Consider the following 16,487-nt stretch of genomic DNA (forward strand, 5'->3'; position numbering starts at 1 on the left):
CCGACCGGACACACGACGGCGGCCGGTGCGCGCGAAGTCCGCGCGCACCGGCCGCCGTTGCCGTACTCCCCGTGCGGGTCCCGCTCAGTTCCAGCCCCGGGAGTCCTGCTTGAGCGCGGTGTCGACGGTCAGCGCCGTCGCCACGACCAGGCTCAACAGCGGCTCGGGCAGCTGGTAGTGGATCTGCAGGACGTAGTTGTCCGCCGACGTGAACAGCGTCTTGGCGAGGCCTTCCCAGGTCTTGGTGATCCGGGCCACCTCGTTGTCCGCGTGGTCGACGATCGCGAAGTTCCACGCCCGCCAGTTCTCCGCCTTGATCGCGCCGACCTGCTGGCCGTTCGCGTTCATCGCGAAGTTGATCTTCCCGATCATGTTCTGCTGGACGATCTCGCCGACCTGCGAACCGTCCGGGCGCGTCACGATGACCCGGGACTTGAAGATCTTCGCGGGCCGGGTCAGCAGAAGCTGCGGCTGGCCGTAGGCGTCGCGGATCTCCAGCTTGTGCGTCAGGAACTGGTCCCAGCTGGAGAGGAAACGGAAGATCTTCCGCAGCGCGCTCTGCCCGACCTCGGTCACCGCGCCGATCTCGCGGCCGCCCTGATCCATGACCTTGTACTCGTTGGTCAGCTCGATCAGCTTGGCCTTCTGGTTCACGACCAGGACCGGCTCGGTGAAGAGGGTGCCGCCGCCGGGACCGCCGGCCGCGACCCCGGCCTGCTGCTGCACCTGGCGCTGCACCTTGGGGTCGGCGGCCTGCTGGTGCGGGATGTGGGCGGCGGGCTGCTGGGGTGCGGCCTGCTGCTGCGGAACCTGTCCGGCGGCCTGCTGGGCCGGGTTCGTGTGCTCGGTCCACTGCGCGCCGTCCCAGTAACGGAGCGTCTGGGCAGCCCCGTGCGGATCGGGGTACCAGCCTGCAGGAGTGTTCGATTGCGTGGTCACCGGGGCACACTACCCTGATGTGACCGGTACCTGACCAGTCCGCACGGAGCGGTGTTCATCGCCCGTTCACCCCGTTCACCCCGTGATGATGGCCGGGTCGCTGACGCCGGCGTGCCCGTTCTCCACATGGCCGGCGAAGCCGCGAAGGAAGGCCGGGTCGCTGTCCGAGGTGACCGTGAGGTCGTACCACCGCTTGCTCGCCTTGAGGGCGACGGTGTGCTTCACGGTGGCGCCGGGTCGCACGGTGAAGGCGACCGGGCCGCCGCCGTAGCGGTTCACGAGCTTCAGCTTGACCGCGCCGGAGCCCTTGTTGGTGAAGGTCAGCTCGACGTCGTCCCCGGCGTACCGGGCCGTGACCTCGGGTCCGGCGACCTTGTTGCGGCCCTTGAACAGGCGCAGGAAGCCGTTCGGGCCGTGCACGGCGAGGTCGTACGCGCCGCCGGAGTAGACCGAGTTCCAGGTGTCGGAGAGGGTCTTGCCGGCCTCGGTGGTGTAGGGCCAGGGACCGTCGGTGCGGTTGTTCGAGGTGACCAGGAACGCGGCGCCCGCGTGTGTACCGGAGGCGAAGGAGAGCGTGAACTTCCCGGCCGCCGTGTCCGCGGAACCGTCCACCACGGGGGCGTACTTGAGCGGGCGGGTGGGCCGGCAGCCGCGCTCCTGCTTGGGCAGGGCGGGGTTGGCGGGCGGGACGGGCACGTAGTCGGGGTGCCTGTCGTGGTCCGGCGGCTGGTAGCCGGCCGTGGACGGCAGTGTGACCGGCTTGGCGTCCTTGCGGGAGAAGTCGAAGGCGGCGGTCAGGTCGCCGCAGACCGCGCGGCGCCAGGGCGAGATGTTCGGCTCCTGGACGCCGAAGCGGCGCTCGATGAACCGGATGACCGAGGTGTGGTCGAAGGTCTCGGAGCAGACGTAACCGCCCTTGCTCCACGGCGAGACCACCAGCATCGGCACCCGCTGGCCGAGCCCGTAGGGGCCGGCGGGGTGGCCGGCGTCGCCCTTGAACAGGTCGAGCGAGGGGTCCACGGTCGACAGGCCCTGGGCGGCGGAGGCCGGCGGGAAGGGCGGGATCACGTGGTCGAAGAAGCCGTCGTTCTCGTCGTAGGTGATGAACAGCGCGGTCTTGCCCCACACCTCGGGGTTGGAGGTGAGCGCGTCCAGGACCTGGGCGACGTACCAGGCGCCGTAGTTGGCGGGCCAGTTGGGGTGCTCGGTGAAGGCCTCGGGGGCGACGATCCAGGAGACCTGGGGCAGCTTGTCCGCCTTGACGTCCGCCTTGAGCTGGTCGAAGAAGCCCTCGCCCTTGCGCGCGTCGGTGCCGGTGCGGGCCTTGTCGTACAGCGGGTCGCCGGGCTCGGCGTTCCGGTACTGGTTGAAGTAGAGGAGGGAGTTGTCGCCGTAGTTGCCGCGGTAGGCGTCGTTGATCCAGCCCCAGGAGCCGTTCGCGTCCAGGCCGTCGCCGACGTCCTGGTAGATCTTCCAGGAGACGCCGGCCTGCTCCAGGCGCTCGGGGTACGTCGTCCAGCCGTAGCCCTTCTCGTCGTTGCCGAGGACCGGGCCCCCGCCCTTGCCGTCGTTGCCCGTGTAGCCCGTCCACATGTAGTAGCGGTTGGGGTCGGTCGAGCCTATGAAGGAGCAGTGGTAGGCGTCGCAGATGGTGAAGGCGTCGGCGAGCGCGTAGTGGAAGGGGATGTCATCACGCGTCAGGTACGCCATCGTCGTGGACGACTTGGCGGGCACCCACTTGTCGTACTTGCCCCCGTTGAAGGCCGCGTGTCCGTCGTTCCAGCCGTGCGGGAGGTCCTGGATGAAGGCCAGGCCCAGGTCGTCGGCGTCCGGGTGGAACGGGAGGATGTCCTTCGTGCCGTCGGACTGCTTCCAGACGGACTTGCCGTTCTGCGTCACCGGACGCGGGTCGCCGAAGCCCCGCACACCCCGGAGCGAGCCGAAGTAGTGGTCGAACGAACGGTTCTCCTGCATCAGGACGACGATGTGCTCGACGTCCTCGACCGAACCCGTGCGGTGGTGCGCGGGCAGTGCGGCCGCACGCTGGATGCTGCTGGACAGCGCGGTGAACGCCGTCGTGGTGCCCGCGAGTTGGAGGAAGCGCCGCCGATTGACTTCGGTCATGAGTGAGGGTCCTCTCGTCCTGACGTACGTGACGCCGGTAGATGACGGAATCTGCGCGCAGCGAGTGTTCCAAGAGCAGCAAACGTCAGGGAAGGGTCTGATGGCGGCGATGTGAAAGTCGTCGGTACGGAGGGGGTTGGGGCGACTGCACCCTTTGCCCCCGGTTCGGAGAAGTCCCCATATGGGGGGATCGAAAGGATGAAGACATGTAATATCCCGCGCACATGACGTCCGCCGAGCCGTTCTCGGCGGTGCGGGAGGGGCGGAAATCCATGATCAGAAAGTGGGCGCTGACACTCGGGGCGTTACTGCTCGCGAGTGGGTGCGGCGGCGGCTCGTCGCATGATCGGTCGAGTGCGGAGCAGTCCCCGTCGGCGGACGTCTCCGCGTCGGCCTCCGACACGGCCTCGGCGACGCCGGACGTCAGCAGCTCCCCCTCGGACCCCACCCCCACCACGCAGGAACCCGTCGAGGAGACCCCCACCGAGGAGAGTGCGACCTCCGACTCTCCGGACAGCTGGAGCGGGGGCGACGCGACGGACGACGACGGTCGGCCGGCGGGAGACGGCAGCCGGGACTGCGGCAGCCTCACGGGCAGCGGCACCTTCACCGACCCACTGCAACTCGGCGTCGTGGACAGCCTCGTGACAGCCCGGAACTGCGCCCCGCTGACCTCGGGCTCACCGTTCAACGTCCGCTACTTCTCGTTCACCCTGTCCGGGACGCCGGGCACGAACGCCCACGCCGGGGCGTCCTTCACCCTCACCCAGGACGCGCTCGGCCCGGTGTACCCGGCGATCGTCCAGCCGAACGGATGGATCCTCAAGAACAGTCTCGGCTCCGGGTACTGGACCGGAACGGAGCCCGACTTCACCGGCCGCTACCAGGAGATCTCGGACCTTGCTCCGGGCACGTACATCCTCCGCACGGAGAAACTCGACTCCCCGCTGCACTCCCTGTCCACCCCTTCGTACGACGTCGTCGTCGATACGGACGGGTCCTGAGAATCCTCACAGGGCACGGGAATTCACTTCTGTTCTTTATTGACCGAATGTGAATTGACGGCTCTTTAAGGCGTATTATCCCTTAAACTTTCCGGCATCACGCCAGGAAGCGTGCTGGGGGGCGCGTCGGGGGGAGCTGGTTCTCGTGCGCTGCAGATCCTTATGCGCAACACTCTTGAGCTGCGCAGCATTACTCATCCCGCTGTATCTGTCCGCGGCGTCGGCGCACGCTGCGGACCCGACCGCGCCCTACGCCGAACTGACCTCGGATTCCGGGGAGATCGTGCCCGGTGGTGACCCGCTGACCGTGGACGCCACGTTCCACAACACGCTGGACACCGACATCACGGACAGCTTCATCGTCGCCGTCGGCATCCGGCTCGCGCCGCCCGCAGACCGGCTGACGCCCGATCAGGTCACCGTGGAATGGTTCGACGCCGGCCCGTCCGTGTGGCGGCCGGTGGAGTTGACTCCCGGGGACACCGCGCTGAGCGGCTACCTCAGCACGGACGCCGGACTGCCCTCCGTGGGGTCGCTCCCGGCGGGCGACTCGGCCCACATCCCGCTGCGCGTCTCCCTGGCCTCCGGAGTGCCGGCGCCGGCCACGCTCCAGTTCGTCACGCAGGGCCTGATCCAGCCGACGACCTCGGTCGACCCGGCGCCCCTGATGGACGGCAAGGCGTCGTATTCCGTGGTCGAGCAGGCGACGTCCCCGGCACCGACGCCGGACACGCCCTCGGCGAGCCTCGCGCAAGGGAGCCCGGTGAGCGAGGCGACGACACCGACCGACACCCCGTCCGCCTCGCCCTCCCCGCCTCCCCCGTCCGCCACCACCCCCGCCCCTTCGGCGCTGTCCGACGGCACCGGAGGGGACGGGCACACGGACGGCGCCACCTCCGCGTCGATCGTGGCCGCCGGCGTGACAGGCCTCGTGTTCGCCGCGGTTGTCGCCGCCGGCGTGACCCTGCGGCGTCGCCGCAGCCGGCGCTGAACCCACCGCGGTCAAGCAGGCCACCGCCGTCCGCACTTGCACACCGCTCGTCCGCCCGCCCGTCCTCACAGGAGGAACTCATGTACCACCGCACGGGCCAGGACGTCCTGCGCGACGTGGTCCGCCGCGTCGCTCCGGCCGAACTGGAGAAGCTGGACGAGACCTGCCGGGCGTACCTGGCCCGGCCCCATCCCCCGCAGCGCCTGCACCGGCCGGCCGGGGACCCGCTGGGCATCGGCTTCGAGTCGGCGGTGGTGCTGCCGGTTCTGGTGGCGGTGGTCTCACAGGTCCTCGCCGACCTCGCCTCCGGGCGCATCCAGGCAGGCGGCACCCGGCTCAAGCTCTGGTGGCGACGCCGGCGCGAGGCCGACACCGAGGGCAGACGAACCGCGCTGACCGCGGCCGTCCCGGAACTCTCCGGGGTGACCCGGCAGGAACTCGCGGACTGGGCCCTGGCCGTGGGCCGTTCCGCCGGTCTGTCCGCGCCCGAGGGCGAGAGCTGCGCGGAGGTGATCGTCGTGGCAGTGGTGCGTGGGAGCGCGGGCACGCAGCCGGTGCCGGATGCGGCGGTTGCGCCGACTACGCCCATGACACCGGTTGCGCCGACGGACCCCGGGCACCGAGCGGATCCGGAGCCCGAGCGACGTGTCGCCCCGGCCCCGCGGGCTTCGGCCGCCGGGGCGGGCGACCGCGACGACGCGGGGGCGGGGCTGCCGCCGGAGACCGGTGGTGCGCCGGAGATCGATGGCGCACCGGACGTTGGTGACGCATCGGCTGCCTCGAACCCGTCGCCGTCGTGAGCGCCTTGCCGGGCCCCGAAAGCCCGCCCTGCCCCTCCCACTCCACCACCGCCACCACCGCCGCCGCCACCACCACCGAGCAGTCGGACGTGGCACGCGCACTCGTGTCCAGCCCCCTGCCGCTGCCGACCACCACCCGGCTGGCCCTGCTGGTCCTCGTCGCGGGCGCCGGTGCCTCGTTCGCCACCTGGTGGTGGCTGGTCCTGGGCCGGGACAACTGGCCGGGAGCCCAACTCGCCTGCCTGCCCGACGCCGACGCCGCGCCCGACGAGGTTCTCGCCGGTTTCACCGGCTGCGTGAACGACGTACGGCTGGCGCAGTCGGCGGTGGTGTTGTGCGGGCCGCTCGCCCTGCTGGCCCTCGCCGTGCTCTGCCGAGCCGCCGGACGCCGGCTGAGCCTGTGGCGGTGGAAGGCCACGCCGGACCACTCCTCGGCGCTGGCCCGGCGCCTTGCCGCCGTGGTGCCGGAAGGAGAAGGCCCCCGGCCGGTGCTGTGGGTGCGCGGCCGGGGCGTCGGGATCCGGGCGCGTGCCTCGGGCACCGTCCGCCGGCCCCGGATCGTGGCCGACTCCTACCTCCTCAGCCAGTCCGGAGCGTGGACGCGATCTTCCGGCATGAACTGGCTCATCTGCGGCTGCGGGACGTGGGCCGGGTACGGCTGGCCATGGCGGCCGGGTGGCTCCTGCTCCTCGGCGTCACCCTGCCGATGGTGGTCGCACTGGCCCGCGACCCCGGACTGCTGGGCACCGGCCTGCTGGTCCGGATGGCGGTCGTCCTGGTCGTCGTGCTGCTCACCCTGTGCGCCGTGCTGCGCGTGCGGGAGCACGACGCCGACCTCGCCGCGGCGGCGGATCCACGCGCACCACGGGACGCCACCGCCACCCACATCGGCCGGGCCCTCGCGCCGCGCCGCACCGAGCGCCTCGTACGGTCCCTGGGCCTCGCCACGCATCCCGCGCCCGCGGTCCGCCTGGCCGTGCTCGCCGATCCGGCGCGGTCCTGGGGGCTGTCGTCCCTGGAATGCCTCACCACCGGGCTCGCCGCAGGGCTGGTGTTCACCGACCTCACCCTGCTGGTGGCCGCCCTGCTGCCCGATCACACCCAACTGGCCTACATGGTGGGCGGTTTGTTGACGGGCTGGGCCGTGTCCGGGGTGGTGACCGTGGCGTGGTGGCGGGCCGTCGCCGTGGGACACCGGGACGCGGACGGCCCACGCGCGGCGACGGCCGGGGCCGCGATCGGAATCGGTGTGCTCCTCGGCAGCCAGCTCGCCGGGCGGGCGGCCGGTGACTGGGTACGGGACACCGGCACGGCGGACGGACTGGCGACGGCGCTGTCCCTGACCCAGGTGCCGCCTGTGCAGGCACTGGCCCTGGGGGCGGTGCTCGTGGCCGGCGGGGCGCTGTTCGCCCTCTGGAGCACCTCCCTCGCCCGAGCCCTGGGGGCCACGGTGGACGGTCCCCGTTCCGCACCGGTCTGCGCGACGGCCGTAGGACTGTCCGGGCTCCTGCTGGCCGTGCCGCTGGGCAGTTGGTTCCTGTTCGCCCGGCTGACGGCGGCCCGCGCCGCTCCCGACATCCGGTGGGCCGTGATCGACACGCCCTGGTGGGTGGCGGGGGCGCTGACGGCCGTCGTCGGCGCGCTGGTACCGGCGGCCGCCGCCCGCGGGTCGAGGCACCCGGGGCCGCGCGGCGCCGGGCGGTTCCGGCCCCCGGTCCTGCTGGCCGCTGCCACGGTCCTGGTCACGGCCGGAGCCGGCTGGGCGGCGTTCGGCAGCGAGCCGAGCCGAGCGCCGGCCACGCACATCTCCGGCGACTCACCGGTGTCCGCAGCCCGGACGGACTCGCCGAACTCGCAGAACCAGCCGGACCCTGCCGCCTCACCGGTCTCCGGCAGCGGTGACCGTACCGTCCCCCTGGACCAACTCCCCGTGCTGCCGCCCAAGGAGGAGCGGACGGATGCCATGCGGGCGGACACCGCCCTCGTCTGCCGTGCACTGTCCCTGGGCGGCGCCGCCATCTGGACCGACCCCCGACGCCGCGCCGACATGGCCGAATTGCTCGGCGGTCTCGACGACACCGTACTGCGGGCCGCCTCCGACGTCCTCCGGCGCGACCCGTCGGGCCCCGTGGACACTCACGCGCTGGTCGCCTCCGTCCTGCGCTGCGACCTGTACTTCCGCTACGGCCGCTGACCGGCCGCGCCAGACGATCCCCCGCCGTCCGAAGGAGGCACCCGTGAGCCCGAGATCCGTAGCGAATGCCGCCACCGGGCGCCGACGGCTCGCCACCCTGTCGGTCGTGGCGGCGGTGCTGGCGGGTGCGACCCTCGCCGGCTGCGGCAGCGAGGGCCACCGATCGGACACCGTGCCCCCGACGCAGGCACCCGCGCCCTCGGCCTCCACCGGCACCGAGGACCTGTCCGCGGCCCTGCTCACCACCGCCCAGTTGCCGGCCGGCTATGTGAAGACCGTCCTCCGAGACGATCCCCCGACGCGCTCCGACCGGCCCGAATGTCTCACCGCGCTCAACTCCCTGGAGTCCGCTCGCAGTTCCCACCCCGACGCGGTCGAGGCCAGGGTCAACTTCGCCATGAGCCAGAGCGGCCCGTTCCTCCAGCAGGTGCTGCGCCGGCTGCCGGGAACCGGGGCACGGCAGAACCTGAGGCAGGCCGCGCGCACCCTGTCCGGCTGCCCCTCGTTCTCCATCGGCTGGAGCGACGGATCCACGGGTACGGAGCAAGCGGTGCCGCGCGGCTCCGCGGGGATCGGTGACACCTCGTGGCACGCCACGGTCACCGCGACCACCGGGACGTTCACGGTCCAGGAGACCCTGGTCCTGGTGGCCGTGGGCAGGACCCTGCTCGTACTCAGCGACGCGGGCAGCCCCACGGCACCCGAGCGCTCCCGGACACTGGCTCTGGCCCGCACCGCCGCATCCAGGCTCCCTTGATATCCCTGACCAGTCGCTTTCCGAGGACGGCGGCGGACGCGGCGCCGGCTGTCTTGGGGCGCCTGTCAGCACTCCCTCGGCAACTGTGCCTCAAGACATCCGGGCGGGACCGTCGACGGCCCCGCCGACGCCTCAACCCGGCAGTTTCCAGTTCTGGGCCGTCGTACCGTTGCAGGTGAACAGCTGAAGCTGGGTGCCGTTCGTGGTCGAGGAGTTGGGGTCGTCCAGGCACAGGTGCGACTCGGGGTTGACCAGGGACCCGTCGGCTCCGGCGGTCCACTGCTGAGCGCCGGTGCCGTTGCAGGTCCACAGCTGGATCAGCGTGCCGTTGGTGGTTCCGCTGTGATCGGCGTCCAGGCATTTACCGAGGGCCCGGACCGTTCCGTCGCCGCCGACGATCCAGTCCTGGGCGTACGTGTTGTTGCAGCCCCAGATCTGGACGTGGGTGCCGTCGGAGGTGCCCGAAGACGCGTCGTCCGCACAGAGGTTGGAGGCCACCGCGGAGGTGAGCGGACCGATCCGCGGCGAGGTCGGCGCCGTGGTGTCCCCCGCGTACGAGGGCGGGGCCGCGCCGGCCGCGGTCGCCCACGACGTGTTGGCGCTGGTGCCCAGTGTGAAGTCCAGCGTGCCACCGGCCGTGATCGCCGTGGTGGGAGCGTAGGCGTTGTTCCACGCCGTGCCGTTCCACGCCGCGGACTGGATGTAGGGGGCGTTGTCGGCGGCACCGTTGCCGTTGACCGTCAGCGTGTTGCCCGAGGGAAGAGTGACCACGGCTTGCGTGAACAGCGGTGATCCCAGGGCGAGATCAGAGGTTCCGGGCGTCTCGGGGAACATGCCGAGCGCCGACCAGACGTACCAGGCACTCATCGCACCGAGATCGTCGTTGCCGTCGGCCAGGCCGCCCGGGGTGTTCGACCAGATCTGGTCCTGGATCGCCCGCACCGTGCCCTGCGTCTTGTAGGGCTGCCCCGTGTAGTCGTACTCCCACGGCAGTTCGATGCTCGGTTCGTTGCCGACCCAGGCGTAGCCGTTGGCGCCGGTGTAGCTGCGCAGCACGGTGTCCAGGTAATGGTTCATCGCGGTGTTGCCGCCCTTGGCGTGCGCCAGGCCGCCGATGTCGAACGGGACCATACCGGTGTAGATCCACGAGTCGGCCTCGACCATGTCCGTGCCGCTGGTGGGGTCGAAGCCACCGGTCCACGAGCCGCCGGCGTTACGGGGTTCGACGAAACCGGAGGCGGGGTTGAGCACGTTGCGCCAGTCCTGTGCACGGTTGGCGTACGTCCTCTGGTTCGCGGTGTCGCCGAGTGCCCCGGCCATCGCGGAGAGCGCGAAGTCGGCGGTGTCGTACTCCAGGGTGGTGGCGACCGGGCCGTAGAAGTTGCAGCAGCCGTAGCTGCCGTCGTGGGGCATGTATCCCGGCGAGTTCAAGTAGGTGAGGCCGGGCCGGTCGTTGTTGGCCGTGCTCGCCTGCTTGACCATGTCGGCCAGGGCGGTCTTGGCATCGAAGTCCCGGGCGCCGAAGGCGTAGTAGTCGGCGAGGATGGCGTCCGCCGGGTCACCGACCATGACGTACGACTCGCCGTTGTTCTCCGACCACTTGGGGAAGAGCCCGGTCTGCGCGTAGTCGTCGACCATCGACTGCGCGGTGTCGGAGGCGACCTGAGGAGCGACCAGGGCTTCGAGCTGGGCCTGCGAACGGTAGATGTCCCAGCCGGAGTAGTTCGCGTACACGGCGCTGTGGCCGGCGTCCACGGTGTGCGTCTTCCCGTCGAAGCCGTAGTACCGGCCGTTGGTGTCGCTGATCACGTTCGGATGCAGCAGCGAGTGGTAGAGCGCGGTGTAGAAGGTCTGCTGCTGCGCGGCCGTCCCGCCGGCGATCCGTACCTTGCCGAGCGCGCTGTTCCACGCGTTCTGCGCCGCGGTGCGGGTCGCTTCGAAGTCCCAACCGGCGTTCTCCGCGGTCCGGTTGGCGACCGCGCCCGCCACCGACACGTAGGAGATGCCGACCTTGGCCTGCACTACCGGGTTGGTCGTGGTGTCGAAGGTGACGTAGCCGTTCGAGGCGGCGGCATCCGGGGCAGCGCCGTCCTTGGTGGACTTCGCGGACTTCGAGTCCGAAGCGCTGGGGTTCTTGCCGTGCAGCACCGGCTTGTTCGGCTTCTCGGCGGCGTTCTTCGACGCCTCGGCCGGCGCCGTGGAAGGCGCGGACGCCTTGGCGACCGAGCTGCCCTGCGAGGAGAACGGCCGGTCGAAGACCATGTCGAAGTAGACGGTGTACGTGTTCGCGGCGCCGCAGAAGCGGCCGCTGGTCACCTGCCCGCTCACCTCGGTGCTCGACACCTTGGTGAACTGCGTCGACGTGGCGCCGTTCTGGCTGCCCGTCAGCTTGAAGACCAAATTGGCCTGACTGGTCGAGGGGAAGGTGAAGCGCGCCATACCGCTGCGCGTCGTGGTGGTCAGCTCGGTGGTCACCTGGTTCTTCAGCGCGACCTTGTACGACCCGGCGGAAGCCGACTCGTCGGCATGCGAGAACGCGTCCGTCGCACCGGTGTTCACGGCCCCCACCGTGGGCAGCACCGGTATGTCACCGGCCGCGCCACAACCGGGTCCGGCGATGTGGGTCAGACTGAAACCGGTGATCGACGAGTCGTTGTACTCGTAGCCCCCGCCGTCGGGGCGCGACGGGGTGTCCGGGCTCCACTGCACCATGCCGAACGGGACGTCGGCCCCCGGAAAGTCGTCGGCCTGGTTCGACGTGCCGATGAACGGGTTGACCAGAGTCGCCGGCGCGGTGACTGGCGCAGCCTTCCCGGCCGCCCACGCAGGGGTGCACAGCCCGGCCGCGGCCAGCGTCGCAGCGGCGAGGAGACCGATCGCCGTGCCTCCCGGTCTCGACAGTGGTGTCATCACGGGGTTTTCTCCTCTACTCGGAAGCGAGGGCCGACAACGTTGTCTCCGTGCCGAGAAAGCAACCCCGGGTGATGAGCGAGCTTGTCGAGATGTCTGGAGCCGGATCACCGAGGGCTGACAACGTTGTCCAACCGTGGAGATGAGGTGCCTGGAATTCGAGCGCTTCGATGGGGCCCTGGGGCTGCGGACGCCCGGAGGCGCGGGGGAACTCCTCGCGAAGCTAGCCATAAGACAGGGACATGTCAACGATTCGCGTAGGTCCGTACGGTCAGGACCGGTCGGCGGGCAGCCGGAACAACCCACGCCGTCGTCGGAGGGGAAGGCGTACGACTTCTGGGCGATCTCCCGGGACTTGGCCGGGAGATCCACCGCATCGACCAGCTGCTCGGAACCGACCCGCTGCACGGCGCCTGCCACTGCGGGGCCGAACACACCGCGCAGGACCCGTTCGAGATGTGGGAGTGGATGCTCGGGCATCCCGAAGGGCACCGACCCCAGGAGGCCGCACGTGAGTTCGCCGCCGACGGCGTTCTCGCCCGACCCTGCCAGACCCGGACTGGAACGGCAGTACTCTCTGTGCGGCGACCGGGACTCCCCTGCCTCGGAAGGGACCGGGCTCCTCAAGGACGCCACTCACCGCGAGTTCGAGGTCGAACTGGCGCGCAGCCGTCGTACCGTCGCCGTCCCGGCGGACGTCTCCGTGCTGGACGCGGTGCGCGGCGCCGGGGTCGAGGTGCTGTACTCCTGCACCGAGGGCACCTGCGATGCCTGCGGGACGGACGTCCTGGACGGCGTCCCCGACCACCGGGACTCGGTCCTCATGGAGGAGGAGCGGGCAGCGGGCGACACGATGATGATCTGCGTGTCCCGGTGCCGGGGCGCTCGCCTGGTGCTGGAGCTGTGACGCTCGGGCCGGGTCAGGAGGTGAGGTAGGCCTCCACCTCGCTGAACTGCCCGGCCGGCCAGCCCGTGTTGGCGCTGACGCTCAGGCGGAGGTAGCGCAGGTCGGTGCTGCCGGGCAGGGCGACGGTGGCCGTGTTGCCGGTGGCCGGGTCGAAGCGGTAGCCCTGGGAGCCGACCACGGTCGAGTAGGTCGAGCCGTCGGTGCTGCCGAGCACCGTGATGGTCTGGGTGCGGGCGCCCCAGGCCGAGGACGGGGGCAGCTTCAGTACCAGGCGGCGGACCGCGTAGGAGGAGCCGAGGTCGACCGTCCAGGACTGCGGGAACGCGTTGTTGGTGGACTCCCAGTAGCTGTTGGCGTCTGCGTCGACCGCCTTGCCGGGGGTGTAGACGTCCTGGGAGCCGGTCGCGGTGGCCGGGCGGCCCTTGGCGAGGTTGCGGTTCGGGTCCGGGTCGGGGTTGCCCTGGCCGGGCTGGGGCCAGGTGGAGCAGTCCGACCAGGTGCTGGACCAGCCGGAGTTGCCACCGCCGTCGGTGAGCGTGAAGGAGCCGGAGTTCGCCGGGTAGGGGCAGTTGTAGATGCCGGCGGCGCCGACCTGGGTGGCGGTGACGTTGCGGAAGGTGGCCGCGCCCTGTGCCTCGGCCTGGACGACGACCGTCCCCGTGTTCCGCACGGTCGCTCCGGTCACGTTGACGTTCCTGACCGGATGGCCCTGCCCGCCGCCGGAGACGAACTCGAAGGCGCTGTAGGGGCTGTCGGTGATCGTCGTGTTGGTGAGGTTGACCGTCGCGTTGATCGCGCTGTCGTAGGAGTCGACGCGCAGCGCCCCCATCGGATGATTCCAGTTGGGGTTCATGGCGCCGGCGCGGACGAGGGTGTTGCCGTCGACCGTGATGGTGCCGGACAGGGGGGAGAAGGGGTCGAGGAACTTCTGGTTGGAGATCGCGATGCCGCTGCCGAGGGCGTTGGTGTCGGAGATCAGGTTGTTCTTCACCGCGATGTCGGTGCCGCCGTAGATCGCGATGCCGTTGGCGAGGTTGGGCTGCGAGATCGTGTTGTTCTCGAAGCTGGAGTTCGTGTCCGGGGAGTACAGCGACCACATGGCGAGTGCGTCGTCGCCCTGGTTGCGCAGGAAGTTGTTGCTGACGCGGACGCCCTTGGCGGTGCCGTTGAGGTTCAGGCCGTCGGCGGTGGTGTCGAGGATGCGGTTGTTCTCCACCACCAGGTTGTCGTTGTTGCCGGTCAGCCAGAAGCCGACCTTCATGTGCTGGATCCACATGCCGGAGACCGAACTGCCCGGCCCCAGGGAGCCGTTGACGAAGTTGTCCGGGCTGGAGTCGACGCGCTCGGTGACCTCGCCGATCACCGCGAAGTCCTTGATGTGCACGCCGCCGGAGGAGCTGGACTGGTCGATGAACCGGGAGGTGTGCACGACCGAGTACCAGCTGCCCGCGCCCTGCAGGGTCACGTTCTGGACCCCGCCCAGGGAGGAGGTGATCCGGTAGTCGCCCGGCGGGATCCACACCACTGCGCCCTGGGCCGCCGCGATGGCGTCCCGGAAGGCCTGGGTGGAGTCGCCGTTGCCGCTGGGGTCGGCGCCCTTGGACACGACGGACACCGAACCGGCGGGCTGGGCGGCGGCCGCCGCGACCTGCTCGAAGTCGGCGACGTCCACGGTGACCTGGGTGCCGGTCGACTCGAAGGCGATCTTGTCGCCCGCCTGGACGTTCTGCCCCAGCAGCAGCCGGGCGTTGTCGAAGAAGTGGTGGGTCTTCGCGCCCGGGATCCAGCCGGTGTCGACGTAGGAGTACTTGGAGGTCACCGGGAGTGTCCTGGCGAGCTTGGTGCCGTTGACGTACACGTCGAGGGATCCGGACTGCCCGTCCGGGACGCTGTAGGCGAGGTTCACGGCGTTGGACGCGCGCGGCACGGTGAACTCGACCCGCTGCCCGGAGGTCAGCCGTACGGCCTGCCGTCCGGAGGCCTCGGAGGCCTGTGTGCCCTGCGTGTAGTCGGGGCCTGTCTTCGTGCCGGTGGTGCTCGCCGACTCGGCCTCGACGGAGGTGAAGGGGAGCGTGGCGCCCGAAGCCGCGTGGGCGGTGGGGGCCACGGCGACGAGCATGCCGGCGGCCAGGGCGACTACCGCCCCGATTGCTGGCATGCGCCTGACATGTTTGGTGGTGCTGCCGTTGTGCATGTGCTGATCCCTTCGTGGTGGGGGTGCGCGGGATAGCAGGGGGTGCTGGGGCGGCTCAGGCGCGCAGCCAGGCCGCCGTGTCCTGCGGGAGCCGGCCCCGGTCGTCCAGCGGGCCGCTGCTCAGCAGGAGTTCGCAGTGCGCGGGCAGCTCGGCGGGTGCGGCGGCGAGGTTCACCACGCACGTCATGCCCTCCGCGCGGGAGAAGGCGAGCACGCCCTCGGGGGCGGGCAGCCAGGTCAGGGGTCCGTCGCCGAAGACCGGGCGGGTGGCGATGGCCTCGCGGTAGAGGGCCAGCACGGAGGACGCGTTCTGCTGCTGACGGTCGACCGCGTACGACGGCCAGTCGACCGGCTGCGGCAGCCACGGCTCCTCGCGTGAGCCGAATCCCGCGTACGGCGCGCCGGCCGTCCAGGGCAGTGGCACCCGGCAGCCGTCGCGGCCCGGGTCGACACCTTGCGACCGGAAGTACATCGGATCCTGGATGCGGTCGACCGGGATCTCGGCCTCCGGCAGGCCCAGCTCCTCCCCCTGGTAGAGGTACACCGCCCCGGGCAGCGCCAGCGACAGCAGTGCCGCCGCCCGGGCCCGGCGGGTGCCGAGCGCCAGGTCCGTCGGGGTGCCGAAGGCCTTGGTGGCGAAGTCGAAGGCGGTGTCCTCGCGGCCGTAGCGGGTGACCGTGCGCGTCACGTCGTGGTTGCAGAGCACCCAGGTGGCCGGGGCGCCGACCGGAGCGTGTTCGGCGAGGGTGCTGTCGATGGCGGCGCGCAGCCGCTCGGCGTCCCAGGGGCAGGACAGGAAGGCGAAGTTGAAGGCGGTGTGCAGTTCGTCGGGGCGCAGGTAGCGGGCGAAGCGTTCGGGGTCGGGGAGCCAGACCTCGCCGACGAACACACCGCCGTAGGCGTCGGCCACGGACCGCCAGGAGCGGTAGATGTCGTGGAGTTCGTCGCGGTCGACGAAGGGGTGCGGCTCCGGGTGCCCGGCGAGGTCGGGCAGGTCCGGGTCCTTGGCCGGCAGGGCCGCCGAGTCGATGCGCACGCCGGCCACTCCGCGCTCGAACCAGAAGCACAGGATGTCCTCGTGCTCCTGGCGGACCGCCGGGTGGGCCCAGTTGAGGTCGGGCTGCTCGGGAGTGAACAGGTGCAGGTACCAGTCGCCGTCGGGCAGCCGGGTCCAGACCGGTTCGGCGGAGCCGACGAACTGCGAGGGCCAGTCGTTGGGCGGGAGTTCGCCGTGCGGGCCGCGTCCGGGCCGGAAGTGGAACAGCTCGCGCTCGGGGCTGCCGGGCCCCGCGGCGAGGGCCGCCCGGAACCAGGGGTGCTGGTCGGAGACGTGGTTGGGCACGATGTCGACGATCGTGCGGATACCCAGCTCGCGCGCCTCGGAGATGAGCTTCTCGGCCTCGGCGAGGGTGCCGAAGGCCGGGTCGATCGCTCGGTAGTCGGCGACGTCGTAGCCGCCGTCCTTCATGGGTGACAGGTACCAGGGGCTGAACCACAGGGCGTCGACCCCCAGTTCGGCGAGGTACGGCAGCCGCGCGCGGACCCCCGCGAGGTCGCCGGTGCCGTCGCCGTCGCCGTCCGCGAAGCTGCGGACGTACACCTGGTAGATGACGGCCGAGCGCCACCAGTCGTGGTCCGTCGGGGCATGGGTGGGCTGTCCCACTTGG

10 protein-coding genes and 1 pseudogene are annotated in these 16,487 nt (G+C 70.8%); 6 read left to right on the forward strand and 5 right to left on the reverse strand.

The genetic code is table 11. The annotated features are described in order from the left end of the window. Positions 1-84: 84 nt before the first annotated feature. The gene (locus ACIF83_RS09240) at positions 85-939 is read right to left on the reverse strand and encodes a phospholipid scramblase-related protein (protein WP_393470097.1); all 855 of its coding nucleotides are present in this window, start codon (positions 937-939) and stop codon (positions 85-87) included. A gap of 75 nt (positions 940-1,014) precedes the next feature. Continuing rightward, entirely contained in the window at positions 1,015-3,063 is a 2,049-nt protein-coding gene (locus ACIF83_RS09245; RefSeq protein ID WP_399724876.1) for a phosphocholine-specific phospholipase C, read from the reverse strand. A gap of 224 nt (positions 3,064-3,287) precedes the next feature. Here ACIF83_RS09245 and ACIF83_RS09250 point away from each other — a divergent pair, with 224 nt between their 5' ends. The 5 genes from ACIF83_RS09250 to ACIF83_RS09270 all read left to right on the forward strand — a co-directional run bounded on the left by ACIF83_RS09250 (position 3,288) and on the right by ACIF83_RS09270 (position 8,809). After that, a complete protein-coding gene (locus ACIF83_RS09250) occupies positions 3,288-4,067 on the forward strand; it encodes a hypothetical protein (RefSeq protein ID WP_399724879.1) in 780 nt (259 codons plus the stop codon). Positions 4,068-4,242: 175 nt separating this feature from the next. Beyond that, positions 4,243-5,058 (forward strand): hypothetical protein, encoded by an 816-nt coding sequence (locus ACIF83_RS09255; RefSeq protein ID WP_399724882.1) that lies wholly within the window; start codon positions 4,243-4,245, stop codon positions 5,056-5,058. Between the two features lie 80 nt (positions 5,059-5,138). Continuing rightward, positions 5,139-5,858, forward strand: coding sequence for a hypothetical protein (locus ACIF83_RS09260; protein WP_399724885.1), 720 nt, complete (start codon positions 5,139-5,141; stop codon positions 5,856-5,858). 595 nt (positions 5,859-6,453) lie between these two features. Next, positions 6,454-8,052 (forward strand): M48 family metalloprotease, encoded by a 1,599-nt coding sequence (locus tag ACIF83_RS09265; RefSeq protein WP_399724888.1) that lies wholly within the window; start codon positions 6,454-6,456, stop codon positions 8,050-8,052. A 43-nt stretch (positions 8,053-8,095) separates the two neighbouring features. Next, entirely contained in the window at positions 8,096-8,809 is a 714-nt protein-coding gene (locus ACIF83_RS09270) for a hypothetical protein (RefSeq protein WP_399724891.1), read from the forward strand. A 132-nt stretch (positions 8,810-8,941) separates the two neighbouring features. Here the strand turns inward: ACIF83_RS09270 and ACIF83_RS09275 are convergent, their stop codons facing one another. After that, the gene (locus tag ACIF83_RS09275; protein WP_399724894.1) at positions 8,942-11,719 is read right to left on the reverse strand and encodes a lectin; all 2,778 of its coding nucleotides are present in this window, start codon (positions 11,717-11,719) and stop codon (positions 8,942-8,944) included. A gap of 643 nt (positions 11,720-12,362) precedes the next feature. Here ACIF83_RS09275 and ACIF83_RS09280 point away from each other — a divergent pair. Continuing rightward, positions 12,363-12,626: pseudogene (locus ACIF83_RS09280) on the forward strand (2Fe-2S iron-sulfur cluster-binding protein); the annotation flags it as partial. A gap of 13 nt (positions 12,627-12,639) precedes the next feature. Here ACIF83_RS09280 and ACIF83_RS09285 read toward each other — a convergent pair. Both ACIF83_RS09285 and ACIF83_RS09290 read right to left on the reverse strand, forming a co-directional pair. Beyond that, positions 12,640-14,820 carry a discoidin domain-containing protein gene (locus ACIF83_RS09285; RefSeq protein WP_399724897.1) on the reverse strand — a complete coding sequence of 727 codons (2,181 nt, stop codon included), beginning with the start codon at positions 14,818-14,820 and terminating at the stop codon, positions 12,640-12,642. Between the two features lie 55 nt (positions 14,821-14,875). After that, complete coding sequence (locus ACIF83_RS09290) at positions 14,876-16,483, reverse strand: glycoside hydrolase family 13 protein (RefSeq protein WP_399724899.1); 1,608 nt, start codon at positions 16,481-16,483, stop codon at positions 14,876-14,878. Positions 16,484-16,487: the final 4 nt, after the last annotated feature.

Source organism: Streptomyces sp. NPDC085866, assembly GCF_044541035.1.
Classification (GTDB): domain Bacteria; phylum Actinomycetota; class Actinomycetes; order Streptomycetales; family Streptomycetaceae; genus Streptomyces.